The following is a 17790-nucleotide window of genomic DNA, read 5'->3' as shown; positions in this document are numbered from 1 at the left end:
CTGCGGCCCATGGGTGGTTGGCAAACCACACTCACCGCAATGGCACCGAATCCATAAAATTCACCCATCAACGCAGCAGCCTTGAAAGCTTCGAAGGCCTCGCTGATCACCGCCGGGACGACCCGGCGCGCCGCTCTTACCGGGGACGACCCTGCACCCTACCCCTTTGAGAAAACTATGCCTTGGATTCTGCTTTTCATTGCCGGTCTGTTTGAAATCGGCTGGGCCATCGGCCTGAAATACACCCACGGGTTCTCGCGCCTGTGGCCGACCGTGGGCACCGTGACTGCGATGGTGGCCAGCGTGGCGCTGCTCGGACTGGCCATGCGCTCACTTCCCGTGGGCACCGCCTACGCCGTGTGGACAGGCATCGGTGCCGTGGGCACCGTGATCCTCGGCATCGTGCTCTTTGGGGACCCTGCCAATGCGCCGCGCCTCATCTGCGTCGCGCTGATCGTGGTGGGCATTCTGGGGCTGAAGCTGACCAGTTGAAGCCCCTCCTGGGACCGCCAAGCTCCAGCTTGGCAGGCAGCGCCTCCACGTGACGCGGATGCCAAGCTGGAGCTTGGCGGTCCCAGAAACACACGAGCAAACGCTCTTTATTGAGCCACCACCGCGATTCCCCGCAGTTGCCCCGCTTTTGCCTTGCGTTCAGGCACGGCATAACGCTCGGGATTGAAACGGTGCAACAGCTCCGCCTCACGCACCCTCGCCAGCACCACGTTGGCTTGCTTGACATGGCCGAACCCGCGCATGGTGAGCGGGACGGCGGCGACCTCTGCGGCCAGCGGCAGGTTGCCGGCCGTCAATTGTGGCAGCAGTTCGCGCACGCGGGCTTCGTAACTGGCGATCAATTCGCGCTCCATGCGGCGCTCGCCCGTCCGGCCGAAGATGTCCAGCAAGCCGCCCCGGAGCGCCTTGCCCTTGGCCAGAAGCTTCATGGCGGGGAGCATCCAGCCGCCAAGTTCGATCTTGCGCGGAGATTCCCCATTCTTGGGCTTGCTGAGAGTAGGCGGTGCCATGTAGAAGCTGAGCTTGAGGTCTCCCTCGAACTGCTGCGTCAAGGATTTGCGAAATGCGGGGTCGGTGTAGAGACGCGCCACCTCATACTCGTCCTTATAGGCCATGAGCTTGAGCAGGCTCTTGGCCACCGCGCGGGTCAGACGCTCACTGCCCGGCTCCACCTGCTGTTCACGCGCGCGCACTTCACGCACGGTGGCAGCGTAGCGCTCCGCATAGGCCGCGTTCTGATAGACCGTCAGCATGTCCTTGCCACGGGCCATCAAACCATCGAGCGTTTCAACGCTGGCCGATCCGCCAACGGACGGCTGCGTGCTCTGGCCCAACAGCGCCTTGCAAGCGTCCGGATCGGCCGCAGCCAGCCGGCCCAGTGAAAAGGCCAGTTGGTTGGACGGCACGGCCACGCCATTGAGTTCGATCGCACGGTGTACCGCGGCCAGGCTGACGGGCACCAGGCCCCGCTGCCAAGCAAAACCCATCGCCAAGATATTGGCCGTCACTGTATCGCCCAGGAACTCTTCCGCCATCGCCTGCGCGTCGAAAGTCTCCACCCGATCGGCGCCAGCGGCAAAGCGCAGCTTGGCCAGCAGCCCGGCGGTCTTCAGGCTGGCATCCGGGTTCTTCAGGGATTCAGCTACCGGGGTTTCGTGCACGTTGGCAAGAATGCGCGTGCGGCCATGGCGCACCGTGCCCAGAGCCTCGGGCTGCGCCGCCACCACGGTGTCGCAAGCCAGAATGGCATCAGCCTGCTGGGTATCGATGCGCACCTGGTTCAGGCGCTCGGGCACATCGGCCAGGCGCACGAAGCTCAGCACTGCCCCGCCCTTCTGGGCAAAGCCCATGAAATCCAGCACCGACGCGCTCTTGCCCTCCAGATGGGCGGCCATGGCAATCACGGCCCCCACGGTGACCACACCCGTCCCGCCCACACCGGTCACGAGCAGATCATAAGGTCCTGTCCAGCGGTGCGCCTCGGGCAGCGGCAGGCTGTCCACCAGCTGCGAAAGCGCGCTTGCCCCGCCCTGCCCCGAAGAAGCGGCCGCCAGCGCGCCCACCTTCTTGCGCATCTTGCCGCCGCGCACGCTCACGAAGCTCGGGCAAAAGCCCTTGGCGCAGGAATAATCCTTGTTGCAAGCCGTCTGATCGATCTTGCGCTTGCGGCCCAGGCTGGTCTCGTGCGGCAGCACCGCCACACAGTTGCTTTGCACGCTGCAATCACCGCAGCCTTCGCAGACCGCTTCATTGATGAACAGGCGCTTGTCGGGATCAGCCATCTCGCCCTTCTTGCGCCGGCGCCGTTTCTCGGCCGCGCAGGTCTGTTCGTAGATGAGCACCGTCACGCCTTCGATCTCGCGCAAGCGGCGCTGCACGGCATCCAGCTCGGCCCGGTCATGGAACTCGGTGCCGGTGGGAAAGCGATCCTTGATGGCATCGTATTTGCCGATGTCGTCGGAGAGCACCACCACCAGCTTCACGCCTTCGCTTTCCACCTGCCGCGCGATCGCATCGACACTGATGATGCCATCCACCGGCTGCCCGCCCGTCATGGCCACCGCGTCGTTGAACAGGATCTTGTAGGTGATGCGGGCCTTGGCGGCCACTGCCTGCCGGATGGCCAGATAGCCGGAGTGGTAGTAGGTGCCATCGCCCAGGTTCTGGAAAACATGCGGCACCTTGGTGAACATGGCGTGCGACACCCAATCAACCCCCTCGCCGCCCATCTGGATCAGCCCCGCGGTGTCGCGGTCCATCCAGTTGGCCATGAAATGGCAGCCGATCCCGGCGCGCGCCGTCGACCCCTCGGGCACCACGGTGGAAGTGTTGTGCGGGCACCCGGCACAAAAATAAGGCAGGCGCTTGACGCTGTCCGAATCATTGGAAAGCAACTCTGGCAGCGTGAAATCGCGCACGTGCGCGCGGCGATCGGCAAACTCGGGGAAATGGCGTATCAACCAATCTGCGGTGAGTTCGATCAGGCGCGAGGGGCGCAACTCGCCCAGTGAGGAAACCAGCGGACTGCCCTGCGCATCGCTCTTGCCCAGAATGAGGGGGCGCACTGGCGCGTTGTAGAAAAGATCGCGCAGTTGCGTCTCGACCACCGCGCCTTTTTCCTCGATGACCAGGATTTCCTTCAGCCCTTGCGCAAACTCCTTCATGCGCGTGGTTTCCACCGGAAAAGAAAGACCGACCTTGTAAAGGCGCACGCCTGCTGCCGAAAGCATGTCGCGTGTAATTTCCAGGCGGCGCAACACTTCCATGAAGTCATAGTGGGCTTTGCCGCAGGTCACGATCCCGACCGTGGCGTGCGGCGATTCGATCACGTGCCGATCGATCGAGTTCACCGCCGAGAAAGCTGCGACGGCGTTCAACTTCTGCGCCAGCCGCTCCTCGATCTGAAGCGAAGGCAGATCGGGCCAGCGGTAATGCAAGCCGCCTGCGGGAGCGGTATGGCCCGAGGCCGCGCGCACGGCCTCGGCATCCTGCCAGGCGGCCACGCGGGCATTGATGAGATCCAGATCCACGGTGGCGCCGCTTTCGACCACTTCCGAAAGCGCCGTCATGCCCACCCAGTTGCCACTGAAGCGTGAAAGCTGCCAGCCGTACAGGCCAAACTCCAGGTATTCAGCCACGTTGGCTGGCGAGACGACAGGCATATGAAATGCCTGCAGCAATTGGTCGCTCTGGTGCGGCATGGATGAAGAGACGCAACCATGGTCGTCGCCCGCCACCACCAGCACACCGCCGTGCGGCGAAGAACCATAGGCGTTGCCGTGCTTGATCGCGTCGCCCGCGCGGTCCACTCCGGGGCCCTTGCCGTACCACATGGCAAACACGCCCTCGCAAGTGCGCTCAGGGTCGCTCTCCACCCGCTGGGTGCCCAGCACCTGCGTGGCGCCCAGTTCCTCGTTGATCGCGGGAACAAAGCGGATACCAGCTTCGCTGAACCGCTTGCCGGCCTTCCATATTTGCTGATCGAGCATGCCCAGGGAGATCCCCGGTAGCCCGAGACGAAGCCCTCGGTGTTCAGCCCCGCGGCTTCATCGTGCTGGCGCTGCATCACCAGCAGGCGCACCAGGGCCTGTGTGCCGGTCATGAAGACCTGGCCTTCGCGCGCCCAGAGGCTGTCTGACAGGCGGTAGTTGGAGTGCCGGATAGGAGTCGCGCTTTCAGTCATGGTGGGTCTCTTCTGTAGGGCGGATCCTGGAGCGTGTTCACGCTCTCGTGCAGCCCGCCATGGAACCAAAGCATAGGCTTTCTGGCGCAAAAAGGATTCTTATTCGTCGCCAATATGGCTATATTTGGAGGAATTCATTCTCAAAAAATGCCATGAACGAGAAAATTGATCTCGACCACCACAGTTTGCTCATCCTGCAGGAGCTGCAACGCGATTCACGCCAGACCGTGCAGCAGATCGCCGAGAGCGTAGGCCTCTCGCCTACGCCCTGCTGGAAACGAATCAAGGAAATGGAGGCCGCGGGGGTGATCAGCGGCTATACGGCCTTGGTCGACCGTGCCAAGGTGGGCCTGGATCTGATGGTGGTGGTGGAGGCCAACCTGAGCCAGCACACCGAAGAACTGGTGCGCCAGTTCGAACGCGCCGTGGCAGCCACGCCGCAGATCGTGCGCTGCCTGTCAACCACAGGCCAAGCCGACTACATTCTCACCGTGCTGGTGCCCGGCATCGCCGAGTATGAGCAGTTTCTACATGCGGAGCTGTTCAAGCTGCCGGGGGTTACCCACATGCGCTCATCGATCGTGCTGAAGGAAATCAAGGCCGAGGTACGGCTGCCCGTGAGCGCCGGCGCACCTCGAAGCGCCCCCGCCAAAGACACTCGCGGGGGCCGTGCGCTCAAGGCTGGAGCAGGAGCGACCAGGTAACGGAAGCAGAAGCTGCCCAAGCAGACGATCTCGCCCTGAGACTGATGGTATCCCCGGCAGCGATCGACGCGGTGTTGGTAGTGTCAGAGCAAGAGGTGGCGCTGACAGACTCAGTACAGGTAATGCCGGTGGCATTGCCATTCACCATCACAGTGAACGTATAGGTCTGGTTGCCCGTAAAGTTGCCAGGATTGTCACTTGTTCTGACCCGAAGATTCTTCAAAGTTCCGGCCACCGGAAACGCCACGCTCTGACCGCTTTCCGAGCCCCCTGGTGTACTTACGCTTGCGGTCCCAATATACCGCGTCCAGGCACCAGCAAGGCCGCCACCAGGAATCACGCCGCCACCAGAACTGCCAAGGATCGGCACATTGCTGGGTCCCACTGGCCCGACCTCGCCCTGGATACCCTGTGGCCCTACCGGACCCTGCGGGCCAGCCGGGCCCACCGGCCCTATATCACCCTGAGGCCCCTGCGGACCTATCGGCCCGACCGGGCCCTGATCCCCCTGAGGCCCGACAGGGCCGTTCGGATCAGCCGACAGCGTTCCAGTGCCGTCAGCCCTCACGAACCCCCCAGCCGACAGCGATGGGATCGACACGCCACCGGTTCTGAACTGAGTGATGGTGGTGGTGCCTTGCTTGATGTCCACGCCATCCGTGCCCGACATGACTGCAGGCGCGGCGTGAACGGCGGCACCCAGCGCCAGCAATGAGACGGCCAACAAGGGGCTGAGAGCGAAGCGGGAGGAAATGTGCTTTTGCATGACTATGCTTTCTGCGTAGATTCAATGAGGGGATGTCAGCGTGCGGATTGCCGCCGTTTGTTCAACCAGCGGCGCGCCGGCAAAGCCGCGCCCAGCAGCAGGCTCATCAGCGCCAAGCCCAGCGGCCCGTTGGTGGGAATCGGTGCCATTTGGGCGGGAGGATTGGTGCCTCCGCCGTTGCAGCTGTAGGTCGTGGTGATGGAACGCCCCGTGAAGCGGCCACTGATCTGCAGATTGGCTCGGGCCACGTCGAAGCTGGAGCCTGTGGCGGCCAGTACCCCCCGCTGCTGACGATGATGCGGTTGATGTTCTGGAACGTGGTGGCGCTTACGTTGAGCGTGCCATCCACGACCAGATCTCCGCACGCCAGATCCATGGTCATATCGCTCAGTTCGTAGGTTTCCCCCGCCGGAACGGTATAGCCGTCGGCATGCGCTACACCGGCCCAAGCCATGCCAGCCACGCATAGCGCTGCGGCAGCTCGTGGCCTCCACCTTCCCCACCCGGGCAGGCTTGAGGCCGCTGGACAGTTGGTTTGCATGGATTTATTTAACCTTTACTGAAAGTTTCAAAACATCAAGCTTCGGCGGGCGATTATATGTATCAACGTGTGAAATTGTGAGTTTTGAAACTAGGGGAAACCATTATGTAAATCCATACATAAGAACAAATACCCTTTTTGTTCAAAAATTAGTAATAAATTCTTATTTTATTAATGTAAAAAATTCACATCCCTTTGATTTAATTAAATTTCTTCCGTTAATAAAACAATCGATGCCTGAATCCACCTCTATCACAATCAATATATTTAATTATTTTTTACTACTTCAAATAATCCTTGAAAATTGAAAGCAAGAAATTTTTGTAACACCTATTGGTTACCATGAAGTTGAATAAATTTTGAAAAATCCTTTTCCCATTCCGGGCATATGGGCACGTAAAAAGCCCCTTGAATCAATCGATCCAAGGGGCTTGGTACGAAACAAAGATTTCTGGTGCCGGCTTCCGCCTATCTCATGCAGAGACTTTCTGGTCTGCGCGATACGGTCTTACACCACGAGCGAGCCGCGAAAGCCCCTGGCGGCGTAGTACGACTGCACGCCGTTGTGATACACAAATACCTGCCCGTACCGCCGATCGCAGAAGAGTGCCCCGCCAAGCGCCCTCACATCGGGCGGTGTGGCAATCCAGCTTGAAGTCTTGAGGTCAAATTCGCCCAATGCCTGCAAGGCGCGGTACTGCTCTTCGGTCAAAAGATCGATACCGATCCCAGAAGCCATCTCGACCGCGCTGCTTTCAGGCCGGTGCTCCTTCCTGGCCATGCGTGCCTCGGCGTCGTAGCATGTGCTTCTGCGGCCGGCAGGGCTTTCTGGCGAACAGTCGCAAAAGACAAGACCTTTGCCGTCCTGAGCCATGCCGATGACATCCGGCTCCCCTCCCGTCGCTTCCATGGCATTCAATGCCCGAAGCGCATTCTGCTTGCCCTCAAGCTGGGCAAGAACATCCGGCCACGCAATGCCTTTGTGGCGGTGTTTGTGCTTCTCGAAGCGGCCCTTCAGCAGTTGAAGCAAATTCTCGTGCGCTTGAACGTTCATAGCTACCTGCCTTTCACTTTCAGTTCGCCCAAGGAGCGTGTTCTAGAACACCCCTGCCCCCAACCCTGCCGCCAGCCCCTCACCTAACTCGGCACAGCGAGCCAAATCCTCCTTGCCGATGATCTTGGGCGCCAGAATATGTTCCGGCGTCTGCGCATGGGTGCAGACGATCAAACCCGGAGCCACTGCCTTGAGCCGCCAGCCGGTAGCGATCCGATCGATCTGGCGCAGTGCATTCTGCCCATCACTGCCGGCGCAGATCATCACCGCATAGGGTCTGCCGTTGATCTGTTCGAGCACAGGGTAGTAACAACGGTCGAAGAAATCTTTCATCAACCCCGCGATGGCCGCCAGGTTTTCAGGCGTGGCAAACAGATAGCCATCGGCTGCCAGCATGTCAGCGGGCCCAGCATTCTGGGCCCGCAACAAACGCACAGCCACACCCTCCTGGTGGCGCGCCGCGTCCGCGGCCGCCTCGGCCATCTGACGCGTACCGCCCGTGAGACTGTGATAGACGATGAGCAGGGTTTTCATTCAGCGTCAGGGTAGCACGTGCAGCCTTGACAATACCTTACCTACCTTTGTGCTCAAAACTGGCGCTCGCCGTTCAGGTCGTATGCGTTGGGTATGCCGGAGCCCCTCTGTGCAATAAGGCGTCCGATATGCTGGCACACGACCAGATCAAAGAACGCCGTGCCATGGCCTGACGCCATGAAACGGCGGGCAAACTCCTGCTCGAAGTGCCCGCCCGTCTCGTCAAACGCGCCCAATGACAGCAGCTTGCGCGCATCCATCAATGAGGGCTGCAGCGAAAAATGGGGCCACCACATATTGCTGCGCGAGCCCTCAGGGTACCGGGCAAAGAATTCGGCCTGTCTATCGGAGAGCACATGCTGGTGCAGCACATAGCGCTGGCCCGTGCTGGCATGCTTGCGTTGCTGCCCGCCCACCAGAGTGCGATCGGCTAGCGTTTCCGCATAGTTGCGATTGAACAGCACCTGGGCCACCTCAGGTTCGGCCTGCAAAACCTCCACGGCACGCCCCACATAGGGGATCTCCACCAGGAACTCCCAGTCGTCCTCCATGTGCAGCCAATAAGGCGTTTTCACCTCGGCGCGCAGCAGATTCATGCTGCGTGCGTGCCCTTTGTCCTGCGGATCCTTGAGGATGAATTCAAAGAACGGATAAAGTTCCCGCATGCGCTCGCGATCCTGTGGACTGGAGTTGTCGTCCGCGCATACGAAGCGCTGAATGCGGTGCAGATCCTGGCAACAATTCAGAAACGAGTTCATCGTGCGCTCGAACAGATCGAGCCGCTTGCAGGTGGTCACCGTCAAGGTCACATCGGCCTCGGCGTTACCGGTTCGCTGCATGAGTTGCTGCACGACCGCCCGCGGGTATTGCCGGGTACGCCCGGCCACCGCCAGCGCCGCGAAATCACGATTGGCCTCTACGCGCGGCCGCTCGGACTCGGGCAGCAGGTCGCCGTCAAGCAGACGCATGGAAAGCCGGAAACACTCCTGATGATCACCAAGCCAGTAGGCCGAGATCGCCGATTCGTCCATGGCGCCCCAGCGGTACATGCCTTCATCCATGAAGAGCAGGTCAGAGGGCATGGGCAGGGCCATTCCCGCGCGTGCGTAGAGCTGTGCCATGGCCCACTCCTGCCGGTGGCCATGGCGGCGGGCCAACGCCACCAGAGGCTCTATACGCGACGGGCGGTTCTGATAGGCCGCAAGGTAGGCCCCCAACACCTCGGCGTCGGGAAGTTGCAGGCGTTCGGCGAGTACCGCGGCTTGATAGAGCGAATACCACACCTCCTCTGCCCAACCACCCATGCGCGAGCGCTCCAGGTAAACCTGCCGGGCTCTCTCGGGTTCCCCCGCATCCCGCCAGCTTTGCGCCAGATAGAACACATAGCGCGCATTGCCGGGCTCTTCCCGCAACGCCTCTTCCAGCAGAGCCGCGTCCTTGCGGAAGGTGAGCGGGTCACGGCTGCGCGCCCCCTCGTGCCGCCGCTCCACCCAGGGGCCGTCCAGCGAGGCGACATGATGCGGCGCATCGGTGGCCAAGTATTCGTGAAGCACACCGACCCAGCGCCAGGCCAGCGCATTGGAGACCAGCAGGCATTGCTGGTAGCGCGTGCCGCTGCTCGCCACCTGAAGATGATAGGCGGGTTCCGTCAGCGCAGGCCACGACCATCCATGCGGTGCGTGAAAGCTGTTGTCCGCATCCATGATCAGCACGTAATCGCCCCGGCCTCGAGCCAGCGCCATGGCCTCGCTGCGGTTGTGGCCAAAGTTGCGCCACGGGCGCTCATGCAGTTCGCCCGGCATGTCCGACATGTAGCGGCGAATGATCTCCTGGGTGCCATCGGTGGAGCCCGTATCCACGATGACCCAGTGATGAATGAAAGGCTTGACCGAGGCGAGGCAGCGCTCAATGACGCCGGCTTCATCCTTGACGATCATGTTCAGGCAAATACGGAGTTGAGACGTCATGGAACGAAAAAAGCGAGGGCCGTTGCCAGCCCCCGCTTCAGATGAGAGCGTCAAAGAGAACTATAGGGCCGTTGCTCGATCCGTCAATTCGGCGTTATTTTCAACGACCATGCAGGAGAAACAGCGGCTGGATTTCCGCTACCGGTGCTGGAAGGAACACTTTGGAGCGTGAGCACATCACCAGCAAGGAAAGCCACCGAGCCGGATGCAGTACATGTGGTATTGAGTTCTTGAATAGCGCAAAATAGTCCCGTGGTTGTCGCGTTCTTGTATACCGTGAACGTATACGTCTGAGTGCCAGCACCGCTATCTGGTGTGCTGTTCAGTACCACACGCAGAATATTGATCGTTCCCGCAGTTGGCATCGCGAAACCAAGGCCGATATTCACGGGATTTGCACTGCCCGATATGCCGATAAACCGGGTCTGGCTGGCACTCACGGAGCCTCCGGCATTGCCAAACAGCATCACGGTGGCGCCTCCCGTCCCCGTCGGCCCTTGGGGTCCGGTCGGTCCCGTCGGGCCAAGACCGCCCGTTGACCCGCTAGGACCTGTAGGGCCCACGGCGCCTGGAGCGCCCTGCGCGCCTGGCGTGCCTTGAATCCCTTGAATTCCTTGCGGCCCTGTCGGCCCGGCTGAGCCCTGCGACCCCGAGGGACCCACGGCCCCAGTCGCCCCCACGGCACCCGTCGGGCCTGTGGGCCCCAACGCGCCTTGCGCGCCGGTTTGGCCCACGGCGCCCTGCGCCCCTGTCGGTCCCGTGACGCCTTGCGCCCCTGTCGGTCCCGTTGGACCTTGCAAGCCCGTCAAGCCGGTAGCGCCTGTCGGACCTTGTGCACCCGTGGCCCCGGTGGCGCCAATGGCACCAGTCGCTCCCGTGGCGCCTTGCGCCCCGGTGGCACCCGCTGCACCCGTGGGGCCCTGCGCCCCTGTAGCGCCAGTCTCCCCTGCGGGTCCGGTGGGCCCGGCACCAACCGACAGTTTGCCGGTGGCATCACTGAAGACATAGCCACCTGTCGGCCCCAACGCCGGAATCGTCACCGATCCGTCGTTTGCAAAGAGAGTGATCGTGGAATTGGCCGGCGCGGGAGTCTTGACCGCCACACCGTTGGCGCCTGACAGCGACACTTGCGCGTGCGCTGCAGCGCCGCCCATCAACAAGGCGGCGGCCAAGGCCAGCGGGCTGATACTGCCAGCGGGAGTAATCTGTCGGATCATGATGAGAACTCTCCTGAATCTGTACGGGGATCTAAGCAGAATGGAAACGCCTGAGCTCAAGAACGCCTGGACGTGACCTGGCGGCGCAGGAACATGGCGGCACTCAACAGCAGCCCCAGCAGCGTCAAGCCCAGGGGGCCATTGGTAGGTACGGGCGACACATCGAAGCTCGACCGATTGCTGAACCAATTGGGCGCCCGGCCACCGATCTGATTGGTCTGAGTAGGCGCCAGACGCTGGCCACGTGAAGCATCCACGCTATTGACGCCCACGGTGCTAATGTTTTGGGTACCCCCTTGCGACAAGGTCAGGTAGGCCCAGCCCCCTTGAGCCTGCAGCGTGACATCGTGCAGGGTCAGCAGACCGCCCACCTTCTGCTCGCTGCCAGTGGCGAAGCTCAGCACCAAGCCAGGCGAGGTGGCGCTGAAGTTATAGAAGGTGGTATTGCCAGAGAAAGCCGTGCCCGTATTGGCGCAGGCATTGCTCGCCGTGAGGGTACTGCCGGCGCCACTGAAGCTGCCGTTGTTCTGCCAGCTTTGAGTCACCTCGATGCTGGCATTGGTCGCCGTGAGCGAACCTCCAGCGCCGATGATGACGTTGCCCACTCTCTGAAAAGTAGCGCCGCTGGCGTCAAGGGTACCGTTGACGACAAGATCGTCACAGTCAAGATCAGCGGTCAGTCCCGCCATGCTGACCGGGCCATCCGCCGGTTCAATGGTAATGCCGGCAGAGTGCGCCAGCGGAGTACCTGCCAGGCCGGCGATCACGCACAAGGCGCCAGCAACCTGTGGCCCTCGCCATGACAGTTTTCTGGGCCCCTGCGGGTCTTTGATTGGTTTGTCTTGCATGCGGCCAGCACTCCCTGGGAAGTTCTTGGGTACAAAAGATCGATAGACGATGCCGTTGTTTGTCCGGCTCAATGCAGATGAGCCGCGCCGATGAACAGGCTCGACGGATCCGCGACAGTGGTGGTCTTCAGGGAGAGGCCGCTGGACCCCGCCGTGGCCGGCGTCGAGCCGCCACCGGAGTCACCGCCGTTGCCGGCAGAGCCTCCGCCACCCGCGCCATAACCGAAATTGGGGTTGAGGCCCGCTCCTGCCGCGCCGCCAGCGACCAGGATGGAGCCTGCTTGCGCCACGTTGGGTGCCAGCAGGTTGACGAGACCGCCGCCTCCACCACCGGAGGCAGACCCTCCATTCGGGCCGCTCACCGCATCAGCACCCTTGCCGCCGGTAGCCGAAAGCGTGCCTGAAATGCTGATCGAAGTTTTGGAGGCCATCACGATGATGCCGCCGCCGCTACCGCCGCCGCCGATACTCGTCCCCGACACGACCGCGGGGCCATTGCGGCCGTTGGCCTGAACCGCGCCCGTGACTGTGATCGCACCGCTGGCAACGATGACCACCGTGCCGCCTCCACCGACATTTGCCGAAGTCGAGGTGGAGCTGTTGTAGAGGCCGACCCCGCCGCCAATTGCGCCAGGATTGACCAGCGTACGTGCAAGCAAGGTACTGATTCCGGATTTCCCGCCTGGCTGAACCTTGCCGTTCCCATTGAAGTCCATGGTGGCTGCGGTCGCGGCGATTCCCTTGTCCTCGGATGAGCTGGCAGCCACCGTGACGGTGCCTGCAATGGTAACCGTCCCGGTTGCACGAATGATCGTACCGCTGGGAATGGTCAGCGTGGCACTGGATCCGACCGAGAAGTTGGTGAACTGCAAGGTGCCTGCCGGAGGGGCCGAAACCCAGTTCGCACTGGTAGTGACACTCATTGCGCCATCGGAACCATCTCCATAGACGCTCGCAATCCCACCCGCGCCCGGCGCACCTGCCGGCCCCGTGGGTCCCTGCAGGCCTGCGGGACCGGTGGGCCCCACAAGACCCTGCGAGCCCATGGGCCCCGTTGGGCCAATGGTGCCTTGCACGCCGACCGCCCCCGTCGGACCAGCAATCCCTTGCGGGCCTATAGCGCCTGTGGGGCCTATAAGCCCTTGAAGTCCAGTCGCGCCTATGGCGCCCGTGGCCCCTTGCGCGCCAGTGGGGCCCGCTGCCCCCGTAGGCCCTTGCAAGCCTGTAGCCCCCGTGGGGCCCACTGAGCCAGTCGGTCCCTGCAGACCCATCGCCCCTGTAGCGCCTGTGGCGCCGACAGCTCCTGTGGGTCCATCCATACCAGTCGCCCCGGTGGGTCCCACAGGCCCTGTCGGCCCTGCGCCAACAGAGAGCTTGCCATCAGGATTGGCGATCACATAGCCGCCGGCCGGTCCCAATGCAGGGATGCTGACTGAGCCGTCATTGGAAAAGCCAGTGATGACTTCGCCCGACGGCTTTTTCACAGCCACGCCGTTGGCTCCTGACAGCGAGACTTGGGCGTGCGCCAGGGTGCCGCCAAACAGCAGGGCGGCCGCAATGGCAAGCGGGCAGATACTGCCGGGGATCGTTGTTTTTTTTGTCATGACAAGCCCAAGAACAGGGCCCTGTGCGGGATAAATGCGGGTCGGAAGGGTGTGGAGAGCGGTTGAATCCAACAAGCCGTGTGTTCCATGGTTATGAAGCTCCGGGCCTTTTGCTCACCGCTGATTGAAGCCTTCGGTTGATCGCCGCACATCTGATGCATCCCGAAGATTTAGCAAAAACTTGTTTGTTTTTAAAAAAGTGTGAGAAATGTAACGTTTTTTTCCTCACATTGGTGACTAGGGAAAACCCTATATTTCATTCGCCTCACATCACCGCCCTCCTTGCCGCATGACGTTTCGAGCCTTGGCAATGGCTCCGGTTGCCTGCCTCCTTCTCCGCAATTTTTCACCTCGTATCGGTTAGGTGACCGATAGACGGACAACGCGCCAATTCCAAGAATCAGCCCTCGCTCATTTTTGTTTCTTGGAGGAGTAAGACGCATGCCGTTGCAACGGATTTCACATCGGTATTTGAAGCTGGCGGGACTGGCTCTCGCTGCCACGCTGGGCAGCATGTCCGCCCACGCGGATATTTCCCCGGAGGAGAGGCAGGTTCTGGTTGACCTGTACAACAGCGCCGGCGGCGCCAACTGGTCGAACAAGAACCAATGGTTGGGATTGGCGGGTACGGAATGCGCTTGGAATGGCGTCACATGCGATTCAGGCAAAACGCATGTGACCGCGCTCAAACTGAATTTCAACAATCTGACAGGCACCCTGCCCGCCTCACTGGGAACGCTGACCGAACTGACTTCGCTCAATCTGCGGCAGAACGCGTTGACTGGCGCTATCCCTGACCTGTCGGGACTGACCAAGCTGGTCTCACTCGACCTGGGCAGCAATCAATTAAGCGGAGAGATTCCCCCCTTGACCGGCCTCGCCGACCTGATGGAATTCAGGATTCAGGGCGGTCAATTGACCGGATCAACCCCGGCACTCACGGCCCTGACCCACCTCCAAATCTTCAACGTCAGCGGCAATAAATTGAACGGGCAGATCGGCGCGTTGGCCGGCGCGACGGCACTTCAGGAGTTCAATGTCAACACCAATCAATTGACCGGGCCGATCCCCGACATGAGCGGCCTCACCGCGCTGAAAACGTTCTCGGCATCGAACAACAAACTGACCTCGATCACCTCGCTGGCGGGCCTCGGCAATCTCGACAGCTTCGTCGCGTCGTCGAACCAACTGAGCGGTTCCATTCCGTCGCTGCTGGGCCTGGGCAAGCTGCGAAGTTTCTACGTGGAATACAACCAGTTGAGCGGCCCTATTCCGCCGTTGACCGATCTGGTCAATATCGAGAATTTTTACGTCAGAGACAACCAGTTGACGGGCCAGATCCCCTCACTGGACGGGCTCACCAAGCTAAGGGCGCTCTGGATACAGAACAACCAATTGGTCGGCTCTCCCCCTCTGCCGCCCAATCAGACGATGGCAGCCGTACCCTGCCCCAACCCGCTGCGCAACAGCACCGATGCGGCCATCAACCTGGCATGGGACAACATCGTCACCGGAAGCATGCCCTGGGCCAACGGCTGCACCGGCAGTTGGGATGTCACGCCCTCCGTGCGCGATGCGAACAGCGGTGAGCCCATCACCGACGGCAGTACTGGCACGATCTCGCCAAGCACGGTGCAGATCCTGCCAGCAGGCGGTTCAGCGCAGTTCACCATGACACCCGCCCCTGGCTACCGCCTGCGCACACCAATCGGCGCCTCATGCCCAGGAAGCCGCAACGGCAATGTGTTCACCGCCGGCCCGGTGACCGCAAACTGCTCTGTCCCCGTGGTGTTCGTTCGAGACGCGTCCTCCCCTGACGATGGCGTTTGCGGCAGTGATGACGGCAAGATCCTGAGCGAGGCGCCCACAAACCTCTGCAGCGCCGGCACAGCCAGCGCAGTGGCCGGTTCCGGGCCATGGACATGGTCCTGCGCAGGAACGGGCAGCGGGGTCACGGCGCAATGCTCGGCGCAGAAGGCCGGACCAAGCTGGATCGTGACCGCGGTCACCGGTGACGTGCATGGCACGGTCAACCCGGGGTCGCAAAGCGTCGCCAATGGCACTCGTGCCACAGTAGGAGCCACCCCCGACGCCGGCTACATGCTGTCCAGCGCAAGCGGTTGCGGCGGGGCCACCGTTTCCGGCAATACGGCCACAACAGCCCCCATCACGGAAAACTGCACGGTCACGCTGAACTTCGCCCCTGCCCACGAAACCACCACGCAGTTCGTGAGCGTGGAACCACCGGCCCCGCGCGTGGGGGATCAAGTCACCGTACGCGTCACTGTCAGCGCCGATGATGACTCGGTGATCTCCAGCGGCATGATCACCATCAGCGGCGGCGGCGCCTCGTGCATCGCCAACCTGGACAGCACCGCCCACGGCCAGTGCAACCTGCGCTTTACCAGAGCAGGTGAGCAGCAATTGACCGCGACGTACCCCGGCAGCCCGCCCGAAGGGTTCTTGCCGTCGAGCGCCGTGTCTACCGTGACCGTCACCGCGGTGCCAGGTTCGCTCACGCCGGTACCGACGCTCTCCGAGTGGAGCCTCGCGTTGCTGGCTGCGTTGATGCTTCTGGCAGGCATAGGCGTGCGCCCCTGGCGCGGGTAAGCCCGAAAGCCTGATCAAAGCCCTACTCAGTCTTCGCTCTCTCCCCGTCATTCCCGCCCGGTCTGGAGCCGGCTGTCCGGGAATGACGGACCACAAAAGATGCTGACCATGAAGCGTTTATCCCAGGAAGAATTTACCGCTGCGGACACCGCGCCGCGTTTTGATATCTACGCCGGCATTCACAAAGCCTTGCGCGCGATGATGATGGAAACCCTGCGCGCCACGGGCTGCGCCGACGTTCATGACGCCAGCGAACTGCATGCCGTGTACGAAGGCGTGCTGGAGCTGGCCGACACATGCGCCACCCATCTGGAGCACGAGAATGAATTCATTCATCCCCTGCTGGAGGCCACCCGCATGGGCTCCAGCGCCCGTATAGCCACCGAGCATACCCATCATCTGGCCGCATTGGCAAACCTGTGCGATGCAGCAGCCTCGCTGCGCATTTGCACAACCGGTCCCGAACGGGAAAAAGCGGCACATGCGCTATACCGTGAGTTGGCGCTTTTCGTGGGAGAGAACTTCACCCATATGTACGTCGAGGAAACGGAACATAACCGCGTTCTCTGGGCGTCCTTCAGCGACGATGAACTACGTGCGCTGGAAGGACGCATCGCGGCCTCTCTGCCGCCAGAGGAAAGCCAGCAGATCATGCGGTGGATGGTTCCGGCCATGACGCCAGCGGAGCGAGCGATGTTATTGCGTGCCAAAATGAAATGATGAACACCTCGACCTCCTTCTTTCTCTCCAACGCCGATGGCACCAAGGTAGCGACGTACGCTTGGATTGATGTCAAAGGAAGCCCTGTTGGCGCGGTGCAAATCGCCCATGGACTCGCCGAACATGGTGAGCGCTACGACCGGTTTGCGAAGGCGCTGAATGCGGCCGGATTCCTGGTCCATGCGGTCGATCACCGCGGGCACGGACGAACGGCCGACGGGCGATTGGGTGATTTCGGCGACGCTGGTTTCGGAGGACTGATTGCCGATGTGGCCCAGTTCGGAGCGGCTCTGCGCGCACAGCAAGGCAACCTGCCACTGTTCTTGTTCGGGCATTCGATGGGTTCCTTTGCGGCGCAGGCGGGGATCCTCGATCACGCCTCAACCTGGTCGGGAGTGGTGCTGTCGGGGTCGACCGCGATTGACGTGCTTGCCGCCGGCCTGGCCAATGCCCCTGCGGATGCGCCTGCCGGACTGGAAGCCTTCAACGCGGGATTTGAACACCGCACCGGGTATGAATGGCTTTCGCGGGATAACGCGGAGGTGGATGCTTATGTCGCCGATCCCTGGTGCGGATGGGATGTCCCGGACACGGTCATCCCTTCTCTATTTGCGCCCGCGCCTCGGTTGGCCGACCCGGCCCTGCTGGCAGGCATCCGTAGCAACCTGCCTATCCTGATCGCCTCTGGTGATGCAGACCCTCTCGCGGGCGGCGGTGCGTTGGTTCAGCTCTTGGGTCAGCGCTATCGGGATGCGGGCATTTCCGATGTGACCGTCAAGCTGTACCCGGCCGCTCGCCATGAAATCCTGAATGAGACCAATCGCGATCAGGTCACATCCGACGTCGTTGCCTGGCTGCGTGCCCATACTGCATAAGAATGTGTTCACAATCTCTTTGCAGGTTTTCCCCCGTCATACCCGGATGGCCTGCCCCGGACGAAAGCCGGTATGACGATGGGCTGGGGTAAGAACGTATTGAAGAGCTAATCAAGGCCCCCGTGAGGAGGCCGTAAATACATTCCTTAAGTAGC

12 protein-coding genes and 2 pseudogenes are annotated in these 17790 nt (G+C 61.6%); 5 read left to right on the top strand and 9 right to left on the bottom strand.

The genetic code is table 11. The features are described 5' to 3' along the window. Positions 1-177: 177 nt before the first annotated feature. Positions 178-492, top strand: a complete 315-nt coding sequence (sugE, locus tag WJU18_RS14540; RefSeq protein WP_423460723.1) for a quaternary ammonium compound efflux SMR transporter SugE — start codon at positions 178-180, stop codon at positions 490-492. A gap of 107 nt (positions 493-599) precedes the next feature. Here sugE and WJU18_RS14535 read toward each other — a convergent pair. Further along, positions 600-4195: pseudogene (locus WJU18_RS14535) on the bottom strand (indolepyruvate ferredoxin oxidoreductase family protein). A 152-nt stretch (positions 4196-4347) separates the two neighbouring features. Here WJU18_RS14535 and WJU18_RS14530 point away from each other — a divergent pair. Beyond that, positions 4348-4899 (top strand): Lrp/AsnC family transcriptional regulator, encoded by a 552-nt coding sequence (locus WJU18_RS14530; protein ID WP_423460722.1) that lies wholly within the window; start codon positions 4348-4350, stop codon positions 4897-4899. Here WJU18_RS14530 and WJU18_RS14525 read toward each other — a convergent pair. From WJU18_RS14525 to WJU18_RS14490, 8 genes and pseudogenes are all read right to left on the bottom strand, one after another. Then, the gene (locus WJU18_RS14525) at positions 4871-5665 is read right to left on the bottom strand and encodes a hypothetical protein (RefSeq protein ID WP_423460721.1); all 795 of its coding nucleotides are present in this window, start codon (positions 5663-5665) and stop codon (positions 4871-4873) included. The genes WJU18_RS14530 and WJU18_RS14525 overlap by 29 nt on opposite strands. A gap of 35 nt (positions 5666-5700) precedes the next feature. Continuing rightward, positions 5701-6030 carry a hypothetical protein gene (locus WJU18_RS14520; RefSeq protein ID WP_423460720.1) on the bottom strand — a complete coding sequence of 110 codons (330 nt, stop codon included), beginning with the start codon at positions 6028-6030 and terminating at the stop codon, positions 5701-5703. Between the two features lie 684 nt (positions 6031-6714). Beyond that, positions 6715-7260 carry a DUF4256 domain-containing protein gene (locus tag WJU18_RS14515; protein WP_423460719.1) on the bottom strand — a complete coding sequence of 182 codons (546 nt, stop codon included), beginning with the start codon at positions 7258-7260 and terminating at the stop codon, positions 6715-6717. A 42-nt stretch (positions 7261-7302) separates the two neighbouring features. Then, entirely contained in the window at positions 7303-7794 is a 492-nt protein-coding gene (locus WJU18_RS14510; RefSeq protein ID WP_423460718.1) for a flavodoxin family protein, read from the bottom strand. 1682 nt (positions 7795-9476) lie between these two features. Further along, a pseudogene (locus WJU18_RS14505) lies at positions 9477-9731 on the bottom strand (glycosyltransferase); the annotation flags it as partial. A 113-nt stretch (positions 9732-9844) separates the two neighbouring features. After that, entirely contained in the window at positions 9845-10978 is a 1134-nt protein-coding gene (locus WJU18_RS14500; protein ID WP_423460717.1) for a hypothetical protein, read from the bottom strand. Positions 10979-11034: 56 nt separating this feature from the next. Next, positions 11035-11826, bottom strand: a complete 792-nt coding sequence (locus tag WJU18_RS14495) for a hypothetical protein (protein ID WP_423460716.1) — start codon at positions 11824-11826, stop codon at positions 11035-11037. 68 nt (positions 11827-11894) lie between these two features. Then, on the bottom strand, positions 11895-13430 hold the full coding sequence (locus WJU18_RS14490; RefSeq protein ID WP_423460715.1) for a hypothetical protein: 1536 nt from the start codon (positions 13428-13430) through the stop codon (positions 11895-11897). 441 nt (positions 13431-13871) lie between these two features. Here WJU18_RS14490 and WJU18_RS14485 point away from each other — a divergent pair, with 441 nt between their 5' ends. The 3 genes from WJU18_RS14485 to WJU18_RS14475 all read left to right on the top strand — a co-directional run bounded on the left by WJU18_RS14485 (position 13872) and on the right by WJU18_RS14475 (position 17635). Beyond that, a complete protein-coding gene (locus tag WJU18_RS14485) occupies positions 13872-16040 on the top strand; it encodes an IPTL-CTERM sorting domain-containing protein (RefSeq protein ID WP_423460714.1) in 2169 nt (722 codons plus the stop codon). A 108-nt stretch (positions 16041-16148) separates the two neighbouring features. Beyond that, a complete protein-coding gene (locus tag WJU18_RS14480; protein WP_423460713.1) occupies positions 16149-16760 on the top strand; it encodes a hypothetical protein in 612 nt (203 codons plus the stop codon). Then, the gene (locus WJU18_RS14475) at positions 16697-17635 is read left to right on the top strand and encodes an alpha/beta fold hydrolase (RefSeq protein ID WP_423460712.1); all 939 of its coding nucleotides are present in this window, start codon (positions 16697-16699) and stop codon (positions 17633-17635) included. Before WJU18_RS14480 ends, WJU18_RS14475 begins: the two co-directional genes overlap by 64 nt. The last annotated feature ends 155 nt before the right edge of the window (positions 17636-17790 follow it).

The organism is Ottowia sp. VDI28, assembly GCF_049532675.1.
Taxonomy (GTDB): domain Bacteria; phylum Pseudomonadota; class Gammaproteobacteria; order Burkholderiales; family Burkholderiaceae_C; genus Ottowia.
Note: the sequence above shows the minus strand (reverse complement) of the source record. Positions and strands in the feature narration are given on the sequence as shown.

Bases quoted from the DNA above. Each gene is read 5' to 3' on its own strand.
- sugE (WP_423460723.1), top strand. From the start codon at position 178: ATGCCTTGGATTCTGCTTTTCATTGCCGGTCTGTTTGAAATCGGCTGG.
- WJU18_RS14530 (WP_423460722.1), top strand. From the start codon at position 4,348: ATGAACGAGAAAATTGATCTCGACCACCACAGTTTGCTCATCCTGCAG.
- WJU18_RS14525 (WP_423460721.1), bottom strand. From the start codon at position 5,665: ATGCAAAAGCACATTTCCTCCCGCTTCGCTCTCAGCCCCTTGTTGGCC.
- WJU18_RS14515 (WP_423460719.1), bottom strand. From the start codon at position 7,260: ATGAACGTTCAAGCGCACGAGAATTTGCTTCAACTGCTGAAGGGCCGC.
- WJU18_RS14510 (WP_423460718.1), bottom strand. From the start codon at position 7,794: ATGAAAACCCTGCTCATCGTCTATCACAGTCTCACGGGCGGTACGCGT.
- WJU18_RS14500 (WP_423460717.1), bottom strand. From the start codon at position 10,978: ATGATCCGACAGATTACTCCCGCTGGCAGTATCAGCCCGCTGGCCTTG.
- WJU18_RS14495 (WP_423460716.1), bottom strand. From the start codon at position 11,826: ATGCAAGACAAACCAATCAAAGACCCGCAGGGGCCCAGAAAACTGTCA.
- WJU18_RS14490 (WP_423460715.1), bottom strand. From the start codon at position 13,430: ATGACAAAAAAAACAACGATCCCCGGCAGTATCTGCCCGCTTGCCATT.
- WJU18_RS14485 (WP_423460714.1), top strand. From the start codon at position 13,872: ATGCCGTTGCAACGGATTTCACATCGGTATTTGAAGCTGGCGGGACTG.
- WJU18_RS14480 (WP_423460713.1), top strand. From the start codon at position 16,149: ATGAAGCGTTTATCCCAGGAAGAATTTACCGCTGCGGACACCGCGCCG.